Source organism: Faecalicatena orotica, assembly GCF_003149245.1.
GTDB lineage: Bacteria > Bacillota > Clostridia > Lachnospirales > Lachnospiraceae > Faecalicatena_A > Faecalicatena_A orotica.
Genome location: NZ_QGDL01000001.1, coordinates 423,922 through 449,355 on the forward strand (window position 1 = coordinate 423,922; position 25,434 = coordinate 449,355).

20 protein-coding genes are annotated in these 25,434 nt (G+C 45.5%); 3 read left to right on the forward strand and 17 right to left on the reverse strand.

Annotated elements, in window-relative coordinates; all coding sequences use genetic code 11:
* Window positions 1-38: 38 nt before the first annotated feature.
* The 14 genes from A8806_RS01820 to A8806_RS26480 form a co-directional block, all read right to left on the reverse strand.
* Complete coding sequence (locus A8806_RS01820) at window positions 39-2,675, reverse strand: BNR repeat-containing protein (protein WP_181368546.1); 2,637 nt, start codon at window positions 2,673-2,675, stop codon at window positions 39-41.
* Window positions 2,676-2,789: 114 nt separating this feature from the next.
* Window positions 2,790-3,704: a nucleotidyltransferase family protein gene (locus tag A8806_RS01825; RefSeq protein ID WP_109729446.1), complete on the reverse strand. Its 915-nt coding sequence runs from the start codon at window positions 3,702-3,704 to the stop codon at window positions 2,790-2,792.
* Between the two features lie 40 nt (window positions 3,705-3,744).
* Complete coding sequence (locus A8806_RS01830; protein WP_109729447.1) at window positions 3,745-4,020, reverse strand: HPr family phosphocarrier protein; 276 nt, start codon at window positions 4,018-4,020, stop codon at window positions 3,745-3,747.
* Window positions 4,021-4,036: 16 nt separating this feature from the next.
* Window positions 4,037-5,329: a CdaR family protein gene (locus A8806_RS01835; protein WP_109729448.1), complete on the reverse strand. Its 1,293-nt coding sequence runs from the start codon at window positions 5,327-5,329 to the stop codon at window positions 4,037-4,039.
* Window positions 5,316-6,188: a diadenylate cyclase CdaA gene (cdaA, locus tag A8806_RS01840; protein WP_109729449.1), complete on the reverse strand. Its 873-nt coding sequence runs from the start codon at window positions 6,186-6,188 to the stop codon at window positions 5,316-5,318. The genes A8806_RS01835 and cdaA overlap by 14 nt, the downstream gene beginning before the upstream one ends.
* Before the next feature lie 51 nt (window positions 6,189-6,239).
* Entirely contained in the window at window positions 6,240-7,388 is a 1,149-nt protein-coding gene (locus A8806_RS01845; RefSeq protein WP_109729450.1) for a hypothetical protein, read from the reverse strand.
* A 3-nt stretch (window positions 7,389-7,391) separates the two neighbouring features.
* The gene (locus A8806_RS01850) at window positions 7,392-7,787 is read right to left on the reverse strand and encodes a hypothetical protein (protein ID WP_109729451.1); all 396 of its coding nucleotides are present in this window, start codon (window positions 7,785-7,787) and stop codon (window positions 7,392-7,394) included.
* 70 nt (window positions 7,788-7,857) lie between these two features.
* A complete protein-coding gene (locus tag A8806_RS01855; protein ID WP_416388168.1) occupies window positions 7,858-8,613 on the reverse strand; it encodes a ComF family protein in 756 nt (251 codons plus the stop codon).
* A complete protein-coding gene (recD2, locus tag A8806_RS01860) occupies window positions 8,538-10,748 on the reverse strand; it encodes an SF1B family DNA helicase RecD2 (RefSeq protein ID WP_109729453.1) in 2,211 nt (736 codons plus the stop codon). Before recD2 ends, A8806_RS01855 begins: the two co-directional genes overlap by 76 nt.
* A gap of 137 nt (window positions 10,749-10,885) precedes the next feature.
* On the reverse strand, window positions 10,886-11,875 hold the full coding sequence (gene mreB, locus A8806_RS01865) for a rod shape-determining protein (protein WP_109729454.1): 990 nt from the start codon (window positions 11,873-11,875) through the stop codon (window positions 10,886-10,888).
* A 307-nt stretch (window positions 11,876-12,182) separates the two neighbouring features.
* Entirely contained in the window at window positions 12,183-15,035 is a 2,853-nt protein-coding gene (gene uvrA, locus A8806_RS01870) for an excinuclease ABC subunit UvrA (RefSeq protein WP_109729455.1), read from the reverse strand.
* Window positions 15,036-15,115: 80 nt separating this feature from the next.
* Window positions 15,116-17,104: an excinuclease ABC subunit UvrB gene (uvrB, locus tag A8806_RS01875; RefSeq protein ID WP_109729456.1), complete on the reverse strand. Its 1,989-nt coding sequence runs from the start codon at window positions 17,102-17,104 to the stop codon at window positions 15,116-15,118.
* A gap of 11 nt (window positions 17,105-17,115) precedes the next feature.
* On the reverse strand, window positions 17,116-17,238 hold the full coding sequence (locus A8806_RS26720; protein WP_278321072.1) for a hypothetical protein: 123 nt from the start codon (window positions 17,236-17,238) through the stop codon (window positions 17,116-17,118).
* Window positions 17,238-17,396 carry a hypothetical protein gene (locus tag A8806_RS26480; RefSeq protein WP_242995921.1) on the reverse strand — a complete coding sequence of 53 codons (159 nt, stop codon included), beginning with the start codon at window positions 17,394-17,396 and terminating at the stop codon, window positions 17,238-17,240. Before A8806_RS26480 ends, A8806_RS26720 begins: the two co-directional genes overlap by 1 nt.
* A gap of 318 nt (window positions 17,397-17,714) precedes the next feature.
* Here A8806_RS26480 and A8806_RS01885 point away from each other — a divergent pair, with 318 nt between their 5' ends.
* Window positions 17,715-18,422, forward strand: coding sequence for an ATP-binding cassette domain-containing protein (locus A8806_RS01885; RefSeq protein ID WP_109729457.1), 708 nt, complete (start codon window positions 17,715-17,717; stop codon window positions 18,420-18,422).
* Window positions 18,403-19,164 (forward strand): ABC transporter permease, encoded by a 762-nt coding sequence (locus tag A8806_RS01890; protein WP_181368547.1) that lies wholly within the window; start codon window positions 18,403-18,405, stop codon window positions 19,162-19,164. The genes A8806_RS01885 and A8806_RS01890 overlap by 20 nt, the downstream gene beginning before the upstream one ends.
* Window positions 19,165-19,371: 207 nt before the next feature.
* Here A8806_RS01890 and A8806_RS26050 read toward each other — a convergent pair whose 3' ends face one another.
* The 3 genes from A8806_RS26050 to A8806_RS01905 form a co-directional block, all read right to left on the reverse strand.
* On the reverse strand, window positions 19,372-19,713 hold the full coding sequence (locus tag A8806_RS26050; RefSeq protein ID WP_109729459.1) for a hypothetical protein: 342 nt from the start codon (window positions 19,711-19,713) through the stop codon (window positions 19,372-19,374).
* Window positions 19,714-19,749: 36 nt separating this feature from the next.
* Window positions 19,750-21,150 (reverse strand): MFS transporter, encoded by a 1,401-nt coding sequence (locus tag A8806_RS01900; RefSeq protein WP_109729460.1) that lies wholly within the window; start codon window positions 21,148-21,150, stop codon window positions 19,750-19,752.
* 103 nt (window positions 21,151-21,253) lie between these two features.
* Entirely contained in the window at window positions 21,254-24,007 is a 2,754-nt protein-coding gene (locus A8806_RS01905; RefSeq protein WP_109729461.1) for a family 78 glycoside hydrolase catalytic domain, read from the reverse strand.
* Window positions 24,008-24,182: 175 nt separating this feature from the next.
* Here A8806_RS01905 and A8806_RS01910 point away from each other — a divergent pair, with 175 nt between their 5' ends.
* A complete protein-coding gene (locus tag A8806_RS01910) occupies window positions 24,183-25,379 on the forward strand; it encodes a helix-turn-helix domain-containing protein (protein WP_109729462.1) in 1,197 nt (398 codons plus the stop codon).
* Window positions 25,380-25,434: the final 55 nt, after the last annotated feature.

The window sequence follows — 25,434 nt, forward strand, 5'->3', positions numbered from 1 at the left end:
CTTTTCCTTACCCCTTCTGTAATCTAAATGTGCAGTAATTACTCATTCAAAAATGAAGTAATATCAATTACATATACGTATTCAGCACTTCCACTCTTATCTGTGCCATCTGTGTTAAAGTATTCCTTCTGTAAAAATATATGAAGCTTTTTGCTTTGCTCCCAAAGAGTGATATCATAATTAGGTTCCCATTCTTCCAGTGTTTCCCCGGTAATGTCAATCATTTTCTCTGTTATAATCTCTTTATCATTCACCGTAAGTTTGGCAATGGAGGCTTTTCCGCCCCTCTCATCATCCCTGAAGAGAACATAAATGCCAACATCATCCCCTGTTCCATTCACCAATATCTGGGGCCTTGCACATGGGAGTTGTCTGGTTCCGACACCGGACAGGTCAAAATCAGTATTACGGATATCTGTATTATATATAATCCACTGTGTCCCGGTATAACGAATAATATTATACTGCACCACTCCATTCACACGCCAGTAAGAAATAATATATGGCCTGCCTTCATCATCTGTTGTCATAGATGTCTGGTTTATTAGGGAGCTGTTCTTTGGAATCTGGCAAATAACTTCTGACATAGATTCCGTGATTGGCAATATCTCCGGTTCACCAAAGGAATTCACAAATGTGGTGCCAGTATCATCCGTTGATACGGTATATGACATATTATAATTTGTCTGTACATTTCCTGTTTCTCTCCATACCCATGATATATGCAGCCTGCCTGCACTGTCAACACATGCCTGCCAATATGGAGAAATTTTTCCTTCCCCGGAAATCAAATTATCCTGTACACGCTGCCAGTTTCCTGAAGATATACTATATTTATTTAAAACAATATTTCCATTTCCTGAACTACCATTTCTGTAGAGGAAAAACATATTTCCTGACGGCTGGACGTAAAATTCCGGATAAGTCACGCGGTCCTCCAGCGTTCCTATCATCTGCATTTCTGTCATTGACAGCCCGCCCGGGTCTGCTGACCTGGCATACATCAGCGCACCCGAATGCTGACTCCAGGCCATATGCAGGTAACCTGCTCCGTCTACTGCCAACGATACTACATTATGTGCATCACTGTAGTATCCCTTAAAATCTGTCCATTGATATTCCCATGCTCCTTCATTGACCCGCTTCGCCAATACAATCGCCCCATAAGGGTCATAATATGCACAATACTGAATCTGGCTGCCATCATCGCTTATATATGTTGTTACTGCACTCTTTCTGAACGAAGCTCCATTGATACAATTTCCTGCATAGGCCGGAGTCAACTGTGAATACTTGAATCCGTGTGACTGGTTAAAGCTGATATTTTGGGAACTACTTCTTTGTCTTTTAGCCCTGGCCGACCATTTTCCTGCATAAGTGATATCATTTTTTCTTCCATAATATACCGTTTGATCCGCAATGCCATTTGCAATACTGTTCTTTATATAATAAGTATTTCCTCGTCTTACACAGAGCGTATCCGATCCATCCCCATTCCAGTCTCCAACTAGAACCTCATCGTTTGATCTTCCGTAATTGACTTCCGAATCTGCCACTCCGGTTGTAATAGTATTTTTAATATAATAGGTATTTCCTCTTCGCACACAAAGTGAATCCATACCATCACTGTCCCAGTCACCAATCAATACTATATCATTCTTTCTGCCATAATGTATTTCTATATCTGCCACTCCGGTTGTGATACTGTTCTTAAAATAATAAGTATTTCCTCTCCGCACACAGAGCGTATCTATTCCATCGCCGTCCCAATCACCTACCAGAACCTCATCTGCGCTCCTGCCGTAATTTATAACCTGATCTGCTTCTCCACTGGATATGCTGTTTTTAAAATAATATGTATTCCCTCTTCTTACACAAAGAGTATCCAGCCCGTCTCCATCCCAGTCACCTACTAATACCATATCTTTGGATCTTCCATAATTAATTTCTTTATCCGCCTTACCGTCCCCCAGAGAATATTTGAAATAATAGGTATTTCCCCTTCTGACAGCCAGCGTATCCGGATGATTCTCAACCTCACACGACAGTTCTCCGTTCTCAAAACGCTGGGTAATACACCCATTTTCAACTTTCTGTTCTCCTATCGGAGCACCCAGACTTTCTAATCCGCCTCCTGATATAAATGTATTTAAAATCGGCAAAAGTATAGTAAAAGTCCCCTTTTCTGATGTAACAACCATTTCTTTCTCATATTCATAGAAAGCTGTCCCTGTATTTGCTATTTGCCCCTGATCTGTAATTTTTGCTGACTCAAGTCCATTCTCTTTTATATAGGATTCCAGCTTGCTCTTCAGGGATGTTTCTATTGGGACTATCGAAATACCAGAAGAGATTGCTGAAAAACGATCCTGCTCACTGTTCAGAGTAGACGGCGTAATCCCCCTTCCTTTTCCCCATATTACATAGTCACTGTCCTCTGCCGGCGATTGTTCTTCTTCCTGTTCTGTATTTGTTTCGTCTTCTTGTTCTATATTCTGTCCATCTTCCTGACTTATGTCGGAATTCGTTTCCCCCGTCACATCCTGCCCGGGTTCCTGTTCTGCCTCCTGCTGCGCCCCTGTATCCGTATAGTCATCTGCTTCTTCTGCATAACTTATATTTGGCACACTTAACAATAGCACGGCTAGCAAACATGCCCCCTTTTTCCATTTCATGTACAGATTTCCTCCTTTGCTGACCGCTAATTTACATCTTTTACCAATCTCCTGAAAACGCACGAAAGCACATGCACCCATCAAGGATGCACATGCCCTCCATTATCACTCAACTTAAAATAACTTCTCCGGATATACTCCCGCATCGATCAGTCCCCTTACCGCTGAAACAACAGCTTCTTTATCTTCCTTATAAGTTACCCCAAACCATTTGTCTTTTGACTTCAGTACCTTGACAGCTATCTTTTTCTCTTCCAGCAGCTCCCCTATTATTGTCGGAAGAAGATATTCGCCTTTCAGGTTCTCTGGTTCTACTTTGCTTAGAAACTCTTCAAATCCACTCTCCAGTATCTGGAAGAAGTCCGGCCTCAGCCCCCACATGTTCATGGAAACCGGTGAGTTAACATCTATGCTGACTGCACCGTCTTCTTTCTGTACAGCGGCGCCGCCGTCCACTTTCTCTATATTGTGTGTCTCTACAATCTCTGTCAGCATTCCTGCTTCATTTACGCTGCAGATTCCTCTGGTCACCGCCCCGTTATCACTGAGTGTATTTTTCAGGACGAAGCTAATCATGCAGATTTCCATGAGGTCTGTAGCAGCCTTGCCTGTCAGATATTCAAATCCTTCCCTGAATGCCTGCTTTCCATAGTAATCATCCGCGTTGATGACCAAAAATGGGCTGTCCACCACATCCTTGCAGCATAGAATTGCCTGTCCGGTTCCCCAGGGTTTGGTCCTCTCCTGAAACCGCTCTTTATATGGCTGCGGAATATCGTTTACTTCCTGATATGCATACCCCACTTCGATGACTTTTTCAATGCGGTTGCCTATTACCTCTTTAAAGTCCTTTTCAAGATCTTTTCTAATCACGAAGACCACTTTGTCAAAACCGGCCTCCATCGCATCATAGATGGAATAATCCATGATAATCTCTCCATTCGGCCCTACAGGCTCAAGTTGTTTGATACCTCCCCCGAATCTGCTTCCTATCCCGGCTGCCATAATCACTAACGTAGCTTTACTCATTTTTTTCTCCTTGTTCCTTTTCCTTATCTTTTATCAAATCCTACTCTCCAAGACCATCCTCTACAATGCGTACCATTTCCTTCAGAGCCGCTTCTTCATCCTCGCCCTCACAGACAATACGGATCTCATCACCACTTTTAATACATGCACCGAGTACGCTTAAGACGCTCTTTGCATTCGCAGTCACATCCTCGGACTTCGACTTTTTCTCTACTGTAATCTTACTGCCATACTGCATGGCCGTCTTACAGAACAACCCCGCTGGCCGAAGATGCAGACCTGTCGGATTCTTGATAATCACTTTTTCACTAACCATCTTTGAGTGCCCCTCCCTATTGTTCTTCCTTTGGTTCTGACGGCTCTGTCTGTTCTTCCTTCTCAGTGACAGTTACCTTAATGACAGGCCTTTTCGTCAGTTTTACCTCATTTTTTATATCATCCGGTAAGGTTACACTTACCTGAACATCATATTTACCAGGCTTTGTATGGTTCTTCATGTCAATCGATACTGCATCTTCCATATCCAGCTTCTTAAGCACATCCTGTGGACCTTTAAACTGCATTTCAATCTCTGTCTCCGACTCATAGGATATCAGCAGGTTATCCTTCAGGTTATCCACACGAATGGATTCCACTGGCAATTCGATCGTTCTTGCATCGATTTGTTCAATCTTTACCGTCACGATGATGTTGTTAGCTGTCTCATCTACCAGTTCAATTCCTTCCGGAAGATAAGGCAGGATATCCACTGTTTTCTCAAACTTCCCGGTTGTCCCGGTTATATCAAGAGCATCATCCGTTATATCCAGAGATGAAATTTCCGCGAGTGCCTCCTTCGTGCCACAGACCTGTATCTTTTCAGGTTCACAGGTCAAACCGCTGAATACATAGCCATCCTCCGGTGTTCCTGTGACATTGAAGTTCAAAGCCAGATTTTTCGTATCAAGTACAGTCACATTTACTGTAACGCCTTCTTCACCAATGTTATCTGTAAGCTGGCTGCGGCCAACTACATTGCCGCTGCTGTCATAATATTCCAGCTCTGCCGGCAGGACCCCTGTCTTCGAGATACCGGAAACATCAACCTTCGCCACAGCCTTGTCTATACTGTTAACAAGCGACTCCGACCCCCTTACCTGAACCTTATCAGGATTCGTCGTAATCTCCCCGATGACATGCCCGTCACGCGGGGTGCCGGAAACACTGACTGTCAGGGGCAGTGTCCTTAATATACGTTTTTCTACCTTCACTTTTAAATTGCCGGGTACTGCTTCTGCAGTATACTTACCTTCATAACCCGGAATCGTCGGCGTAATCGGGACCAGGGTTTCAAACTGCATCTCGGCCATATCGGCATTGGCAACAATATTACTTACCGTGATCTTCGCCAGTACAGAACGTTTTGCCTTTACAATGACACTGACGGACTCTGTATCATCAAGCACCCTGTACGTATGCCCGTCGTTTGTTACAAGCTGTACATTCTGCATCGTAACCGGAACATTTCTAAAAGTGGCAGTCTCTACAGGGTCATCTACATTTACAACGATCAGCCAGAGGAGCGCGGCAAAAACAAGTGCCATAATCTTAAGTCCCAGATTGTTCGTAAACTTATACTTCTTCATGTCTCTGCCGTCCTTTCCGTATAGTAAATTTCTTCCCTTCCGAAGTTCTATACTGGATCTGGCTCAGCCTTGTCGCTAGATATTCCGGTGTTACACCTCTCGCCAGCTGTCCGCCCATTGCAACAGACACCTGCCCGGTTTCCTCCGACACCGCAATAATAAGGGCATCGCTCACTTCGCTCATTCCCAGGGCAGCCCTGTGTCTGGTTCCCAGGTCTTTGCTGATCTGCATATTGTCGGACAGCGGCAGATAACAAGTCGCCGAAGTAATTCTGTCGCCCCGTACGATTACCGCGCCGTCATGCAGCGGAGTATTGTGTTCGAATATATTAAGCAGAACCTGAGACGACACCTTACAATCCAGTTCAATTCCTGTCATCTCATATTCTGTCAGACGTATTGCCTGTTCCACGACAATCAACGCGCCCGTGCAGACACTTCCCATGTCAAAGCATGCCTTTACAAGGCTCTCCACTGTTTCATCGGAAAAACGCTGATTCTCTTTGTTCCTGTCAAACAAGTTAATATTACTCAGCAGGTTCTTTTCACCAAGCTTCTCCAGAGCCCGGCGCAATTCCGGCTGGAATACAACGACGGCGGCAACCGCCAGTACATTGATCGACTCTCTGGCCAGAAACAGGATCGTATGCATCTGAAATATTGCTGCGACCAGAATAAAAAGTCCAAGGACGATCATTCCCTTTAAAAGCATCCAGGCCTTTGTATTCTTTATCCACAGCATAATCTCATAAACGATCACTGATACAATTAATATCTCTATGATATCGGTCAGGTGTACATTTGGAAAGTACATATCGCTCACGTAATTTGAAAAAAAGTTTCTTATCCACTGTTCCATACTGCCACCTCCTGTCTTAATTATTATAACTCCCTTATATCATTTTCAAAATTATTTATTTAATTCATCTTCCAGATTCTCTAATCCAAGTTCCTTTGTAAGACTTCTGGTCAGGAGAATCTCATCTGCAGCCCTGGCATGGTCTACTTTTCTCACCTGATTCCTCGGTTTCGGAACTGGCCGTTTTTTCTGCTGTGGCTGACGCCTTACTTCTGCTGCCTGCTTCACATTTCTGGAATCTATAAGAACCGTCTCCTGTGAGTCAGTCTGCTCTTTTCTTTCATTAATATGCTTTACACTCATCTCGGGTGCGGAGACTCCTATTTTCGGAACTGCCTTCACATAATAATAATATTCGTCATCCTCAAACTGCATACGTTCCGTCCGTGAATAATTCACTGAGAAAAACAGAAATTCAAGTATCAGGCCGACAGCAATAGCCGCCACACCACTCAGGGCCATAGGCCCATAGGACAAGTGTACATTCAGCGCAATCTTTCCGGCTGCACCGATAAGGATCGCCGTAACTGCCCCCGATGCAGAAGCAATCTTCCAGGCATGGTCCACAGAGCGGGTACGTACTGCATATACAATGAGGAGGCTGACTGAAAGTGCCGCCACCATTACCCACATTTCCTTGTTTGTCAGAGATTGTTTTGTAAATGCCATTAATCCCTCCACAAGGCTTTTTGCATCGTCACCCTTGTAGGCAGAGGAGGACATCTTTACAAAATGTATCATATAATAAACAATAGTCCCAAACGCCGCCGGAAGAACACAGATTGGAGCTGAGAGCAGTCCGAACGCTACCGGTATCACGAAAGGTACCTTTAATGCGAATGCTACCGGGGTCAGCAGGACGAGCCATGCCTTTTTCGGTGTGAATCTGAAGTAAAAAATATACATAATCAAAAAGATAATGGCAGACACCAGTGCAATTGGCATTGACAACGCGTAAAAATGCACGAGGACGAGCGCGGTTGCCGCAATGACCATCACTACAAGAGGCAGAAATGCACATATCACCGAAAGACCCACTGTACACAGTATTGAAGAAGCTGCTTTCATAAATCCTATATTCGAGTTGATAAGGCCGAAAACACACAGGCCCAAGACAAACTGCAGCGCTTTCATTATATATATGGAATACCTGGCGTATATCTTTTGGAGTTGCTCTTTCCAGACAAGTAAAGTACTCATTTTCTAATTATTCTCCTTCACATACATCTTTCCCAGACGGGATAAATCTCGATAATACTTTTTTGCACGCTGCTTTGCCTTATTATGTCTGGACTTGTAAAAACTGCCTGCGCAGACACAATATGTAACCAGCAGTACAATATACGCCCCCAGCGCCACGGCAATAATAAAAATCAACTTGGTCACTGTCAGGTCCTTCAGCAGGGCGTCTACGTTGCATAATATCACCAGTCCCGCCACAAGTGCATACCCTGCGGTAACCCAGATCGCTGTGATCAGGGTGTTCAGACTCGCGTAATCCTTTTTATAATAACTGCTGATTTTCAAATCTTCCGGCGCCAGTGTCTTCTCATACTGTGCCATCTTTGTCATCAGTCTGATACGGTTCTTATCTAACATATCTTCACCTCAAAGTATTCTTCTGTTTTCAGCAGATGCAAATAAACATCATTTTTAGTATAGCATACAGTCAGAGTCCTTGTCCAATGCTTATGGTTAAAAAATACACTTTTTCAGCCCCTGCAGCCTTTAGCTTTTCAGCCACTCTTTCTATTGTATTTCCGGTCGTATAAATGTCATCTACAATCAGTATATTCGGCTTTATTTTCTGATTTTCCGGCACTGCAAAGGCACCTTTCAGATTATGGATGCGCTGTGTATCGTTTAACTCCTTCTGTGGTCTGGTGTTCCGGATTCTTAAGACTGCCCTGTGATTCACCGGGATATGGAGCAGTTTTCCCAGTTCTTCCGCCACAATGCCTGCCTGATTATACCCACGTTTCCTCTTCCTGCTTTTGTGCAGCGGAACCGGAATAATCTCGTCAATCTTCCATCTCCTGACCTGTGCTTCATAGCACAAAGCCATCTCCCGTGCAAATACCTTTCCAAAATTCCTCTTGTTCTTATACTTGAACTGATAAACAGCACCAGATACCGGCATGCGGTGCAGCCAGATGCTGCGCCCCTGCTCAAAGGAGGCTTCATGCCCGCTGCAGTCACGGCAGTATTCCTGCTCCTCTTTTTCCACGGGCTTTCCGCAGCGCATACAGCGCGGTTCTTTGATGTACCTGACCTTCTTTCTGCAAGACGGACAGATGCCGTCCGGACTGATCTCCCCACAGAACGGACAGACCGGCGGGTAAAGGAGGTTTAAAATTCCTGTATACGCTCTGCCAGACTTGTATAACGGTTCTGTTCGTTTTTGTTTTGTATCATTTCCTGAAATGTTGCATCACTCCCTACGATTGTCAGGCATTTTTTTGCACGTGTGACTGCGGTATACAAGAGATTTCTGTTATACAAAAGCCTTGGTCCCGGAAGAAGAGGAATGATAACTGCCGGATACTCGCTTCCCTGTGATTTATGAACCGTAATGGCATAGGCCAGTTCCAGTTCCTCCAACAGCTCATATGGATATTTCACCTTTCTCCCCTCATCATATTCCACTTCTATCGTCTCATCAAATGTATTGATATCTGTTACAATTCCCATGTCACCGTTGAAAATCCCGGTGCCTTTGTCTACTGTGAGTCCAAACTTCGTACAGATCTCCCACTCCAGCTGGTAGTTGTTCTTGATCTGCATCACTTTATCCCCGACACGGAAAATTTTCTGGCCGAATTCCTTTTCAGCCTTTTTCGGGTCCGGGGGGTTCAAATACTTCTGAAGAATAGTATTCAGCCGTTCTACTCCCAGCAGGCCTTTCCTCGTCGGCGTCATGACCTGGATATCGGTCGGTGCCGCATCTACATACTTTGGCAGCTTTTTCTGGATCAGCGTAATCACCACACTGATGATCACATCTGCTTCCTGACGTTTCAGGAAAAAGAAATCTCTGCTTTTATTATTTAATATGACAGCTTCCCCCGCATTAATCTTATGTGCATTCACGACAATGTCGCTCTCCCCTGCCTGCCGGAAAATCTTTGTCAGTGTGACTACCGGAAAGCTGCCGGATGCAATAATATCCTTCAGCACGCTCCCTGGCCCTACGGACGGGAGCTGGTTCACATCTCCCACGAGAATCAGGCGTGTGCCCTCCACAACTGCAGACAGCAGCGCATGCATCAGCGGAAGGTCTACCATTGACATTTCATCGATGATCAGCACATCCGTCTCCAGAGGGTTCTGCCGGTTTCTCATAAACCCGTTGACATTTCCTTCCTCCTCCGGATTCCCGCTGACTTCCAGAAGCCGGTGGATTGTCTGTGCCTGGTATCCGGTTGCCTCAGTCATTCGCTTCGCCGCACGCCCTGTCGGGGCCGCAAGCAGAATACTCATCCCTTCACTCTCAAAGAACTGGATCATCGTGTTGATCGTCGTTGTTTTCCCAGTTCCGGGGCCTCCTGTCAGGACGAGAAGACCATGCTTGATGGATTCGATAACCGCCCGGTGCTGCATCGGGTCCAGTGAGATATCTTCCTGCTCCTCAACCTTTCTGAGCCGCTTTTCCATCATATCTTCAGGCATGTTACAATCAATATTCAGGTCATGGAGCATGCGTGCCGCATTCAGTTCCAGATAGTAATAATGCGCCGGGTAAATCCTGATCTCGTCCTGTTCTTCTTTCCTGACCACCTTCCGCTCAATGCAGAGGTCCATAATATACTTTTCCACGTCCTGAATCTGCACCCCGAGAAGCTGTCCCGCCCTTGCGGCGAGTATGTGCTGGGGAAGGTAGATATGGCCTTCGCCCACAGACTGCTGCAGGGTATAAAAAATTCCGCTCCGGATTCTGAAATCCGAATCCGTGTGGATTCCAATCCGGGAGGCAATCTCATCTGCAGTCTTGAATCCCACGCCTTCAATGTTATCTGCAAGCTGATAGGGATTTTCTTCCAGAACCTGATAGAGCTTTGAACCATAATGTTTATAAATTTTAACGGCAAGGGTCGTGGAGATCCCGTAATTCTGCAGGTATATCATAGCCTTGCGCATATCCTTCTTGTCTTCTACCTGCTCCGCAATCTCTCTTGCCTTGCGTTCACTGATCCCTTTTATTTCTGCCAGCCGCTCCGGTTCTTCTTCAATGATCCTGAATGTGTCCTCTTTAAACCTTCTGACGATCCTTGCTGCCAGAGCAGCACCGACCCCTTTGACTGCGCCGGACCCCAGATAACGTTCAATTGAAACCAGATCTTCCGGTTCTTTGACTTTATGGGAATTCACCTTTAACTGGCTTCCATATACGCTGTGATTCACATAATCCCCCTGAACCTCCAGCATTTCCCCCTCATTTATATAATGAAAACTCCCGACACAAGTTACTTCTCCGTCTTCACTGTCCAGATTGAATACGGTATAACCATTCTCCTCATTCCGAAACACGATGTGCTCCACATATCCGGTAACTACTTCCACAATTGCCTCCTAACCAGAACTGGCTATGTAAATTCTCCTCCTGTACCCTGACGCCACACATCAGGTATAACATAAGTTAAGACAGACTCCTCCCTATATTTCCCCGAGGTAGTCTGTCCCATCCCTTTTATCTGCCTTTAGAAATCTGTTCTGCCGCTCATAAATTCTACAAACTGGCCTGTCCCGATCGCCACGACTTTCATCGGGTCTTCCGCAGTCATTGTATGAATCCCCGTCTTTTCTTCAATCAGTTCCTCCAGCCCCCGAAGCATTGCGCCCCCGCCTGTAAGGACGATTCCGCGGTCCAGAATATCCGCGGACAACTCCGGCGGCGTCTGTTCCAGAACTGCGATAACGGCTTCCACAATCTGCCCAGTGGCCTCCCGCAGCGCCTCCTCAGTCTCGGACGAAGTCACCGTGACGGTCTTTGGCAGCCCTGTCACAAGGTTACGCCCCCTGACCTCCATTGTCTCCTCCTCGACGAGAGGATATGTTGTTCCTATCTTAATCTTGATATCTTCCGCGGTGCGCTCACCGATCAGAAGATTATGTTTCTTTCGCATATAGCGAACGATCGCTTCATCAAAATCATCACCCGCGATCTTGATCGAAGTATTCACAACCGTACCGCCGAGTGAAATAACCGCGATGTCCGCAGTCCCTCCCCCGATGTCCACGATCATATTCCCACACGGCTTGGAGATGTCTATCCCCGCACCGATCGCCGCCGCCACCGGTTCTTCGATCAGATGTACTTCTCTTGCCCCGGCTGCAAATGTAGCCTCTTCCACTGCTTTCTTCTCAACCTCTGTTACCCCGCTGGGCACACAGATGCTGATGCGCGGCTTTTTAAATGTCCTTTTTCCGAGTGACTTCTGCACAAAATATTTAATCATCTTCTCTGTGACCGTGTAATCTGAAATCACACCCTGGCGAAGCGGGCGGACAGCTATGATATTGCCCGGTGTTCTCCCCAGCATCAGGCGTGCCTCTTCTCCGATCGCTTTGATCACATTCGTATCTCTGTCAAACGCTACAACGGATGGTTCCTTAAGTACCACTCCTTTGCCTTTCACATACACAAGCACACTGGCCGTCCCCAAATCTATCCCGATATCTACAGACATAATGACTCTCCCTTCCAAAACCCTTATTAATCCTTATCATAATCACTGTTCCTCTGCGTTTCTCTGCCAATGGCAGGAATTCTCCCTGGTATAGTAACAATTCATTTGTTTTTATATGACACTTTTCCCTTAAGTTGCACAAATAGTATAATAAACTTTTCCAAAAATGGAAACCCTTTTTTTATAATTTATTTTTTCTTAAGGAATAAAAATTAACCCCGCAAAATCCGACTTTTTCCGCCGGTACGCCTTTTATATGAAACTCCAGCCCGGAATCCCAAGGGAGACCGGGCTGGAGTTTTCTCTATCAGACCCTGCACTTTGCAAGTGCTTCCGTGATATACCTGCCTGTATAAGAATTCGGATTCTCCGCCACTTCCTCCGGTGTTCCTGTCGCCACAATAGTCCCGCCTTTATCGCCGCCTTCGGGACCGATATCTATGATATAATCTGCCGTCTTTATAACATCCAGATTATGTTCGATTACGACTACCGTATTTCCGTCGGCTGAGAGCCTTCTCAGTATTTCTGTCAGTTTATGGACATCTGCAAAATGAAGCCCCGTGGTCGGCTCATCCAGTATATATACCGTTTTTCCCGTGCTCCTCCGGCTCAATTCTGCCGCAAGCTTGATACGCTGTGCTTCACCTCCGGACAGCTCCGTGGAAGGCTGTCCCAGACGGATATAGGATAACCCGACATCATTAAGCGTCTCCATCTTCCTGCGGATGCTCGGCACGTGCTCGAAGAATGTCAGTGCTTCTTCCACTGTCATGTTCAGAACATCATAAATCGTCTTACCTTTATACTTCACTTCCAGCGTCTCCCTGTTATAACGCCTGCCTCCGCAGACTTCACAGGGCACATATACATCCGGCAGGAAATGCATCTCTATCTTCAGGATTCCGTCACCGCTGCACGCCTCACATCGTCCGCCTTTGACATTAAAGCTGAATCTTCCTTTTTTATATCCCCTTGATTTTGCGTCCGGAGTAGATGCAAACAGGTCCCGGATCAGATCGAACACGCCGGTATACGTGGCCGGGTTGGAACGCGGTGTACGTCCGATTGGGGACTGGTCAATGTCAATAACCTTATCCACCTGTTCCAGCCCCTCTATCCTCTTATGCCTGCCCGGAATCGTCCTCGCACGGTTTAGTTCCTTTGCCAGTTTTTTATATAATATCTCATTGACGAGTGAACTCTTTCCCGAACCGGACACGCCCGTCACACAAGTCATGACTCCCAAAGGAATCTTTACATCAATATTCTTCAGATTATTCTCCTGGGCGCCCACGATCTTCAGGTACCCGCTTGGCTTTTCCCGCTTCTCCGGCACGGGTATCTGAAGCTTTCCGCTTAAATATGCCCCTGTAATAGAGTTCTTATTCTTCATGATCTCCTGGGCCGTACCAACCGCAATGACCTCGCCACCGTGTTCTCCTGCACCGGGTCCGATATCTACGATACAATCAGCCGCCAGCATGGTATCTTCATCATGCTCGACTACGATCAGTGTATTTCCCAGATCGCGCAGATGCTTCAGCGTATCCAGAAGCTTATCATTGTCTCTCTGGTGCAGGCCGATACTTGGTTCATCCAGAATATAGGCGACACCAACCAGACCAGAGCCGATCTGGGTGGCAAGCCGGATTCTCTGGGCCTCACCGCCTGACAGAGATGCTGTCGCCCTGGCAAGTGTCAGATAATCCAGACCGACGTTCATCAGGAACTGGATCCTTGCTTTAATCTCTTTTAAAATCTGGTTTCCGATCATCTGCTGTGTCTGGGTCAGTTGGAGATTTACCAGAAAATCGTGAAGCCTGTCGATTGAATATGCCGTCACTTCCGCAATGTTCTTACCTCCGACAGTAACTGCCAGAGATCCCTTCTTCAGCCTCTGGCCGCCACACTCTGAACACGGGGTGATATTCATAAAGGTCTCATATTCTGCCTTCATCGTTTCGGATCCTGTCTCACGGTACCGTCTCTCCACATTCTTGATCAGTCCCTCGAAGGAAACATCATACACGCCTTCCCCGCGCTGTCCCTTATAATAAACTTTTACAGACTTTCCATTTGTACCGTGCATAATAACATCATGTATTTTTTTCGGGTACTTTTCAAACGGAGTATCCAGATCAAATTTATATTCCTTGCACAGGGCATCCAGAATCGCTCTTGTAAAGCTGGATTTATCTGTGCAGGACTGCCATCCGGTCACGGTGATAGCCCCTTCATTAATACTCAGTGACTTATCCGGTATCATCAGGTCCTCGGAGAACTCCATCTTATAACCGAGTCCAAAGCAGACCGGGCATGCCCCGAATGGATTGTTGAACGAAAAGCTTCTTGGCTCGATCTCGTCAATGCTGATACCGCAGTCCGGACATGCAAAACTCTGGCTGAAATTCATCGGCTCCCCGCCAATGATATCCACGATCAGCAGTCCTTCCGCAAGACTCAGCACACTTTCAACAGAATCTGTCAGTCTTTTCTCTATTCCCGGTTTTACAATTAAGCGGTCGACAATAATCTCTATATTGTGCTTAATATTTTTATCCAGTGTAATCTCTTCCGACAATTCATAAAGGTTCCCGTCAACACGCACTCTCACATAGCCGCTTCTTTTTGCCCTTTCCAGAAGCTTTGCATGGGTTCCTTTCCTGCCTCTTACAACCGGCGCCAGCAGTTGGATCTTCGTTCCCTCAGGCAGCGCCATAACCTGGTCCACCATCTGGTCTACCGTCTGCTTCATGATTTCTTTCCCACACTTCGGGCAGTGCGGGATTCCGATTCTCGCGTAAAGCAAGCGGAAATAGTCGTAAATTTCCGTGACCGTCCCGACGGTAGAACGCGGATTATGGTTGGTAGACTTCTGGTCAATGGAGATTGCCGGGGAAAGTCCCTCGATGCTCTCCACGTTTGGTTTTTCCATCTGTCCCAGAAACTGTCTTGCATAAGAGGACAGTGATTCCATATACCGCCTCTGGCCTTCTGCATAAATCGTGTCAAACGCCAGAGAGGACTTTCCGGACCCGCTAAGCCCGGTCAGTACCACGAGTTCATTCCTCGGGATATCAAGATCGATATTCTTCAGATTATTTTCATTTGCACCGCGTATCTTAATGTACTTGCGGGCATCCATCTTTTTAGCCATGTTCTTCCCTTCCTGTACTCCTGTCTATTCTATTCTTCTGTATTTTCTGTAAATTATTCACCGATATCGGATTGCTTTCGTTAGTCATCCATATCATTGAGGTTCTTTTTCAATTCCACCAGTTTGTCCCTGAGTTCTGCCGCTGCCTCGAAGTTCAGTTCTGCTGCTGCCTTCTTCATCTGCTTAGACAGATCTGCAACCAGCTTCTCCAGTTCTTTCCTGCTCATAGACTCCGGATCTTTCTCCATCTGCATCTCTTTTGCAGCCACTTTTTTAGATATGCTGATTAAGTCCCGCACTGCCTTCTGGATCGTGGTCGGCGTGATATGATGTTCTTCATTATACTTCATCTGAATCCCACGGCGGCGCTGTGTTTCATCCATCGCAGTCTGCATGGAATCGGTAATCTTATCGGCATACATGATCACATGCCCCTCGGAGTTCCTCGCGGCACGCCCAATTGTCTGGATCAGGGAAATCTCTGAACGGAGGAACCCTTCCTTATCTGCATCCAGTATCGCAACCAGCGTAATCTCCGGTATATCCAGACCTTCTCTGAGCAGGTTAATCCCGACAAGCACATCAAATACATCCAGACGCATGTCACGGATAATCTCTGTTCTTTCCAGTGTATCCACATCCGAATGCAAGTACTTCACACGGATACCGACCTCACGCATATAATCGGTCAGGTCCTCCGCCATTCGCTTAGTAAGCGTAGTAACAAGCACTTTATTCTTCTTTGCTACTTCTTTATTCACTTCTCCGATCAGGTCATCAATCTGGCCTTCCACAGGGCGCACTTCCACCTCTGGGTCCAAAAGTCCTGTAGGCCGGATTACCTGCTCCGCACGGAGCAGTTCATGCTCTGCCTCGTACACACCGGGTGTGGCCGAAACAAACATGACCTGATTTATCTTACTCTCAAATTCCCCGAAATTCAAGGGCCTGTTATCCTTCGCGGACGGAAGGCGGAATCCATAATCCACAAGCGTCGACTTACGCGACTGGTCCCCGGAATACATGCCTCCTATCTGCGGAATTGTCTTATGTGACTCATCAATCATCATAATGAAGTCATCTGGGAAATAATCAATCAGTGTATACGGCGGCTGGCCCGGCGCCAGCCCCGAAAGATGCCTCGAATAATTTTCGATTCCGGAGCAGAATCCGGTCTCTTTGAGCATCTCAATATCAAAATTCGTACGCTCTGCAATCCGCTGGGCTTCAATCAGCTTGTCCTGACGCTTAAACTCCTTCACCCGCTCTTCCAGTTCTGCCTCTATATCTTTTACCGCACGTGCGATGTTCTCTTTATCAACAACATAATGGGAGGCCGGGAAAATCGCTGTATGCTTAAGCTCATCCTTAATCTCCCCTGTCAGGATATCAATCTCCGTGATCCGTTCTATCTCATCCCCGAACCATTCGATACGGATTGCACTCTCCTCCGCATTAGCCGGAATCACCTCCAGTACATCCCCGCGCACCCGGAAGGTTCCCCTGTGGAAATCCATCTCGTTGCGGTCGTACTGGATCTCGATCAGCTTGGCCATCACTTCATCCCTGTCCCTGACCATGCCCGGACGGAGCGAGATCACCATGTTCTGGTAATCGACAGGGCTTCCCAGACCATAAATACAGGAAACACTGGCCACAATGATAACATCGCGTCTCTCCGACAGCGACATCGTCGCAGAAAGACGGAGCTTGTCAATCTCATCATTGATGGAAGAATCCTTGGCAATATAAGTATCGGATGAAGGGACATAAGCTTCCGGCTGGTAATAATCATAATAGGACACGAAATATTCCACAGCATTATCTGGGAAGAATTCTTTGAATTCTCCGTATAGCTGTGCCGCCAGCGTCTTATTATGTGCGATGATTAATGTTGGTTTATTCAGTTGTTGTATCACGTTCGCCATTGTGAACGTCTTTCCCGAACCGGTGACACCAAGCAAAGTCTGGCATTGGTTACCTTCCTTGAAGCCCTGAACGAGGGCTTCTATGGCATGCGGCTGGTCGCCGGTTGGGGAGTACTCTGATACTAGGTTAAAATGATCCATTTTTCTTTCCTCTATAATTTTGTAAATTTATATTTACCTGCACCAAGACCGGTAACTTTTTCAATTACTTTGGCTGCTTTCATTGCATTCATAATATTCATTGCTTTTGATTTTGAACAGCCTAAACACTCCATTATATTTGCCTGTCCAAATGGTTTCTCAACTCCAACTTCTTTAAATATATTGTCCTATCGCTTGCAATGAATCGTAAGAAAAATTTTTCATGATTGTTTGGAAGTTCTCTTTTAAACTCTATATTTTTTCTTTCAGCAAAATATTGCCTGTTAATCATAATACCACTCCCTCTCCACTAATCATTGATCCGATCCATTATCACATCGAAGAACAAATGTTCTTTTTTATTTTACTCCAGATAAGCGTTAGAGTCAATCAAAATAGTATTCCTTTTTTCTTTAAATTCATGACATTAGTTTTAATCCCACAGCATTCTCAAGGGAGGTGTGCCTATATTTTTCCCATAGTGCTTTGACTTGCTATTACAAATGACATATAATAAATAAGTAAGCCATTTCCTCTATATTATTAGTGTTTATTTGGAGTGCTGCTTTGTTTTTACTATATTATTAAACAAAAGGAGTTGAAAATCAAAATGATTCATATAAAAAACATATCAAAATCATTTGATAATAAGGCTGTGCTTAATAATGTTTCTTTTAGCATTGGCGATAATGCAATTACATCCTTGATAGGTCCCAATGGTATAGGCAAGACTACCCTTCTAAATATACTTTGTGGTGTTTTGTCTCCAGACCAGGGAATCATTGAATGTGAAACCCCTTATTTTACCAGAGAAATATTTACAGTTTTGTCAGGAAACCAACATTTGTATGCAAAAAATACAGTTAAAGAAAACATTTATTTTCTCTCCACTCTTCGTGGTTTATCAAAAGGAGAAATAAAGTCCAATATAGAAAAGTACCACACCTATTTCCCGCTATATGACTCAATACAGGGTTCTTTATTCGAAGAACTTTCTTTTGGCCAAAAACAATTAACTACTATTTTCGCCGCATTAGTCGCCAACTCTCAATATTTGTTTTTAGATGAACCAACGGAGGGGTTAGATCTAGCTCACAAAAAGCAATTAGCCTCAGTTTTATCTTTAATCAAACAATTTAAGACTATTTTGCTTACATCTCATGATTTGGATTTTGTTTCATCTCTTTCAGATGAACTTGTTTTTATAAACAATGCTAAAATTGTTAATATTTCAAAATCACTTTCAAAAGAGCAGTTTCTAAAAGTTTATGAAACAATATATGGGGAGGAGCAGGGGAATGAGAATTATTTACTATGAATTCAAAATGGATTTTCTAAGAACAATCAGATATAAAATGGGGATAGTATCAGACATTGTTGTGTTCACTATACTACTATGCTTTTTTTATATATCAAATACTGGTGCTTCATTTCAAAAAGTATATGGAACAAATAACTATAAAACCTTGTTGTTATTAGGTTACATTGCCTGGACTCTTGCTGTTTCTGCAATTTCCACCATTGGGAATCAAATCACCAGTGAATTACAGCGCGGTACATTGTTTTTTAAACTCAACTGTAAACTTCCACTACAAATTGTATATATTGGAGATCTCGTATCAGCAAGTATCATACAACTTTTTATTATTTTTATATACTCCATAGTAACACATTTTGCATTTGGCGTGGATTATTTTGTAAGTCCTGCTGTTTTAGTATCTCTTATAATCTGTACCTTTGGTATGTATGGAATAGGACTTATTGTCGCTGGATTATCAATTTATTTTAAAAGAATTGGCTCGATTATATTTTTAATCCAGCTATTTCTGCTTTTTGTCACTAATACGGTACCAACAGCATCAATAATCACAAATGTTTCAAAAATTTTACCCCTGACTATGTGTAATACAGTTTTACGATTAAGTTTTTCAAATGAAAATATCTATTCTTCTTTTGTCTTACTATTATTAACAAGTATTTTTTGGTTTGCCCTTGGATACATAGTTTTTGGCCTTTTCATAAAATTTTCTAAGAAAAAGGGGAATTTACTATTATATTAAAATCCTCATTGAAGGTATCAGGCCATACAGAAAAAGAAGCTGCGTGACACAGCTTCTTTTTTGTACAATCTAATCAATTCCGTTGTTTTTCTTACCGGTCCTTTTATATTTCGGACTCCTTTAAAACTTCAACTTTACACTGATGCTTTTTTTCTGTCCTGTCATAGCTAATGCCTACTGCCATAGCTTAGGAGCGGTACTTCCGTATTAGCGGAATCTCTCTGCTCTCATCATTAAAGTCAAAAGCCTCCAAAAGCTGCCTTTTTTTCTTCCTCTGCACACGGAATCTGCCCGCTCTTCACCATCTTCACAAGACCCAATGCCTGTTCCAGTGTATACGGCTCCCCGTAGTTTTTCTCCGCCCAGTCCTGATCCGCAAGGGAGAGCCCGTGACGCCCGTGCAAGATCTTTTGCAGGCTGGTCTTTCAGGGGTGCAGCTCCCGTTATATTGACGGTGTATGTACACACGAATGTCTGATAACCTTTCTCATAGAATTTCTTAGCAACGATTCCCCCTTCTTTCCATAGGTTATACCGCTCTCTGATCATAATCCATTCCCTCTCTTTGCGATTTGATTTTCCCCATTATTTTGCCTGATCTTTCCTCTGGGCAATCTCTGCATGGATCTGCGGCAGTTTCTTCTCAAGGTCAAATTTGATCGATAAGATAAACAGCACTGTAAACAGAATCAGCGGCACATAAATGTTAAATGTAAAGACCGCCTGTTTTACCGCCGCAGAAGCCACTGCAGCCTCCGGATTGTAAGATGCGATTGCAAGGCACCATGCAACCAGGGATGCTCCCAGTCCGTTTCCTACTTTGCTTCCAAAACCGCAGGCCGCCTGAGATGACGCCAGCATACGGTTGTTGAATTTGTATTCATTGTAGTCAATCGTCATCGCTGTCAGAACTCCAAGAAGGCACATCATCGGGATGTTGGCAAATGTTCCGAAGCATCCAAGCACTGTGTTGTATACAAAATTGTACGGATTAAGCAGACGCAGGGCGTTCCCCGCCATTCCGATAAAGAACGACACTTTCAAAGTCTTTGTGACGCCCAGCTTTTTGATCATCGGCCCTACGAGTATAAACCCAAGTATTGTTGGGATCATACCGATCGCTCCCTGAATACCGACGAGATTATCGTTTCCGTAGATCCATTTCGCATAATAAGTTCCGGCTGAGTTTGCAAGTCCGTATGTAATATTTACCGCCAGTCCCATGATAAGGACCATGACCCAGTATTTGTTATGAAACAGGTTGGTAATCGCTTCTTTAAACGGAAGTGCTTCATCCTGTGCTCCCGGTTTATTCTCTGCTTCCATGACCGGGTTTGTCTCTTTACTCGTTTTCCATGTAATCAGCAGGCAGATTACAGCGACAACGGCAAGCACTGCACTGAATTTGATCCATGCTGTCTGATCACCACCGAGCATATTCGTGATTGGAATGATTGCCACCGCGATGATCATACCGGATACATAGCCTGCCCCTGCGCGCCATGTTCCCATGTTTCCTCTCTCCTGCTGACTGGCGGTCCTGACGACCATAAGAGATGCGTATGGAATACAGAGCGCCGTATAGATCACTGCCGTTAGCAGAAAGTTTGTGATAAACATGTAAACCATCTGCATCGTTGAACTAACATTCGCCGGCACGGTGAACAAAAGTACAATCATAACCGCTGCGGGTACCGACATCTTAAGAAGCCACGGGCGGTAACGCTCTTTCCCCGGTTTCGTGTGGTCTACAATGTATCCCATGATAAGATCGGTAAATGCATCTATTAACTTAACGATCAGAAAGGCTGTACCGACTGCCCCTGCTGCCAAGCCTACCTTATCGGTATAAAAATATGTAAGCTGTCCGACCAGACCACTGATTGCGTTCAGTGTAAACTGCCCGGCAGCATCTCCAAGATAATCACCAAAACGCATCACTTTCTGGATGCCGTCTTTGTCTTTTCCTAATGGTTTCCTACTCATTATATTTCTCCTCTTTCCTTTTTTTCTCCGGTTCAGATCTGATGGTATCAATTTACCATAGTCTCACGCTTCCGTATTGTAATTTTGATTAAATACTTGTAATCTAGTTTTCATTTCTATATTTCTCGTTCAGCGCGCCAATGACCGCCATATACATTGGTTTCGCGTCCGGAGCCTGCACAAGCAGCTCCGAGATTGTCATCCCGTATGCGAATTTAATCATCGGACTGTCCAGAATTCCCGGCGCCATCTGTTCGAACATCTGCCGTCCCAGATCCTCCGCCACCAGTTCCCCGAAGGTCGACTCCACCGTATATTTTTCCAGTTCCAGACTTGTCACCGTCTCATATTCGTAGTGATACCGTCCGGATCCGGTCTCGATCTCCTCTTCTTTCTCCGGCAGACAGATCACAGCAGTCGTATTAGCGGGAATCTCCACATCTACGCAGATCTTCCCTTCTCTGCATGTCCATGAGCTCCGGATCGTTCCGTACATGGACTCAAAAGAAGCGGACACCTCCGTCATGCCCTTTGTCAGGATCGGCTGTATACGGATCTTTCTGTACCCCGGCTCCGCACACCGGATCCCCGCTGCCTTCTCATAGAGCCAGCTTCCGATCGAGCCATACGCATAGTGGTTCAGAGAGTTCATGCCTGATTTATCAAAGTCCCCATCCGGGAGTACCGAGTTCCAGCGTTCCCAGATCGTCGTCGCACCTTTCTTCACGGCGTAGAACCATCCTGGAAAATCTTCTTTCATAAAGATTTCATCTGCAAGATCATGCAGTCCGTTTTCCGACAAACAGTGGCACAGATAGGGCGTTCCTACAAATCCCGTCGTCAGATGATTGTGGTGTGCTCCGATATTTGTCTCCAGAATATGCAGGATACGTTCCCGGAATTCCGGTTTCACAAGGTCAAAGTAGAGCATCAGCACACATGCTGTCTGCGTCTCACTTACGAGCCGTCCGCCCGCTGTCACAAATTCCCTGTTAATAGCTGTTACGATTTCTTCATATAAATCTCCATATGTCTTTTCATCTTCTTTATATTCCAGTGCTCTGGCCGCATCCCGGACAATCCTCGCAGAATATGCATAGTACGCGTTTGCGACAAGATATTTGTCCGTACCGCCCGTGCGGTCCGTACTTCCTGACTCAATATCAAGCGCCAGCCAGTCCCCATACTGGAACCCGTTCTGCCACAATCCGTTGTCCGACGCTTTCGAATGGATATAATTTACCCACTGTTTCATCATGGGATACTGTTCCTTTAGCATATCCCTATCTCCGTAAACCTGATAGAGCGTCCACGGTATGATAGTCGCGGCGTCACTCCATGCCGCGGCTCCCGCCTGATCGCCAAGGATGTTTGGGACCACATGGGGTACGCCACACTCGTCCGTTGTCTCCGCCGCCATGTCACGCAGCCATTTCCTGAAAAACAGCGCTGTATTGAAGTTATAGGAAGCCGTACCGCAGAATACCTGTGCATCACCCGTCCACCCAAGGCGCTCGTCTCTTTGCGGGCAGTCCGTCGGGATATCCAGAAAGTTTCCTCTCTGTCCCCACTGAATGTTACTCTGAAGCTGATTCACCAGATCATTATCTGTGGAAAACTTTCCTGTCTGCGGCATATCCGTGCACATCGCGCATGCGGTAAAATATTCCGCTCCCACTTCAGTCCCCGCTCCTTCCACACAGATATAACGGAAACCGTGGAATGTAAAATGTGGCATCACTGCCATTCCCACCTGATCGCTTCCATAAATATAGGTATCCGTACATCTTGCCGTGCGCAGGTTTTCCGTGTAGAAGTTCCCGTCCTTGTCCAGCGTCTCCGCATGCCGGATCACCAGCTTTCCACTCTCAGTCTCTGGAAGCCTCACTTCCACAAGTCCCGCCATGTTCTGTCCAAAGTCAAATACTACTTCCCCCTTCGGAGTCACGATCTTCTCTTTCACTTCAAACCGCTTCGTCACGCGGACAGGCTCTGACTCCTGTGCAGTGATGTGCCCAATGCGGTTTTTCTCCTCAAAGAGGACCGCCTGTCCCGCCTGAGTTCTCCCGGCCGTAAAGTCCTGTGTCTCGCCGTGATAAATCTCAGAAAACTGGATTTCTCCTGTTTCAACCTCCCAACCGGTATCCGTGCCGAACTTAAGCACCTCTCCATCCTCATATTCCACACGGACCATCGCCGTAAGCGCCGTCCTGTTTCCGTAATGATCTGGTCTCACATCAAATCCGAGTTCGCCCCTGTACCAGCCGTTTCCGACCTTAATAGAAATCTCATTTTCTGAAGGTCCAAGCAGCTCTGTAATATCATATGTCTGGTACTGGATGCGGTTGTGATAGGACGTCCATCCCGGAGCCATAAACTGGTCTCCCGCTTTCTCTCCGTTGACGCATACCTCGTACACGCCGCACGCCGTTGCATACAGCCTCGCCTTCTTAACCGGCTTCTCTGCCTTGAAACGCTTCACAAAGATTGGGCACGCAGTCTCTTCGGCCTGAAGCGTATGTGTGATCCACTCCCCGTTCCAGTTCTCCTCCCCGATAATGCCTGTCTCAAAACATCCTGACATCTGGCCGAACCTGCCATAATTATTCCATACATTCACCTGAACCTGATACTCTGTAAACGGCTTTAATGCTTCTCCCCGGTATGGCACAAGAACAGACTGGCTGCTCTTCACCCTTCCACTGTCCCACATCATCCTGCCGCCGCTTATGACCAGTATCTGATAGTCTGTCTGTATAATGTCCTGTCCCGTATTCTCAATTTTCCATGAAAAACGTGGCCTCTCATCCAGCCCGACCGGATTGTTTCTGTACTCGATTGTAAGATCGTAAACCATTTTTATCCTCCTTATGCCCTGCTGCCTTTATTGGCATCAGTTTTTAACTTGTTTTCTATAACATATCAGTTTATATGTCTTTTGTATTATGATATCGTTTTTAATATTGTAATTTTGGCTTTACGGGTCGACAATTCTGCACTATAATAAAAGGAAAAACAAAGGAGCATCCGATATGATCACAGATTTAGAAGCATTCTGCCGCCTGTTTTATGCCACCACCTCCGTCCCCATCACCTGTTATCAGGCTCCATCCGGGAATATATTCTCATTTCCCTCCATACTTGGAAACCAGTCACTCTTTCAAAATGACCTGTCCAGCCTGTTTCATTTTCAAAAAAATCCGGAATATTATATCTCACAGTCGTTCGGCTATTTTGGTTCTATCCGGTCAGTCAGGGACGGGAGCTTCTTTACGGTCGGCCCAGTCTTCAGTACTCCGGTATCAGAACTTACCATCCGTCATTTCATGCAGGAATGGGCCATTGATCCTGAATACAGGGAAGAGATTTCCCGCTTTCTGTCCAATACGCCGCTGATCTCTTTCAACCGCTTTCTGCACACTCTGGCGTATCTACATCTGTCTGTCAATGATGAGGAGATCGATGTGGGAGAACATTTCGGGATTGAGAATACGAATGCCATCGGAGAATTTTCCACGCTTCATTCTGATCAGGTCATAAATGCAAAGGAAAACCAGCATTTCCACAACACATGGGATTTCGAGCGCCGGCTGACACAGTGCATCCAGAGCGGCGATACGGAAAAGCTGAAAGCAATCCTCAAAGCGACTCCCCAGCTCTCCGGCGGGATCGTAGCCGACAATTCCCTGCGTCAGGAAAAAAATATCTTCATTAGCATGACAACACTTGCAACACGCAGCGCCATCGCCGGTGGCATGGATATGGAGCAGGCTTACATGTTATCCGACATCTATATTCAGGAATGTGAGCGTTCCCAGAGCATCACACAGGTTTCTGCACTGAACTACAGCATGCTTACCGACTTCACGGAGCGTGTTGCACAAAATAAGATCCCCCAGGACATGTCGCCGGAGATCTTTAAATGCATCCAGTTCATCTCCCACCACGTCAATGAGCCAATCCAGGTTGGCGATGTCGCGGAACATATCGGCAGGAGCCGTTCCTACCTGACAGGCAAGTTTAAAAAGGAACTGGGCTTTGATGTAAGCAGCTTTATTATGAGATGCCGTCTCGAAGAGGCGAAAAGTCTGCTCACTTATTCCAATAAGACACTGAGCGAGATCAGCAATTACCTCTGCTTCTCCAGCCAGTCTTATTTCCAGAATGTATTCAAGAAAATGTATGGTATGACGCCGCTTCAGTACCGCAATCATACACACAAAGTATAGAGGATATCTATTCAGGTATGAGCTTTTCAATATTTACAATTTTATCTCCATATTT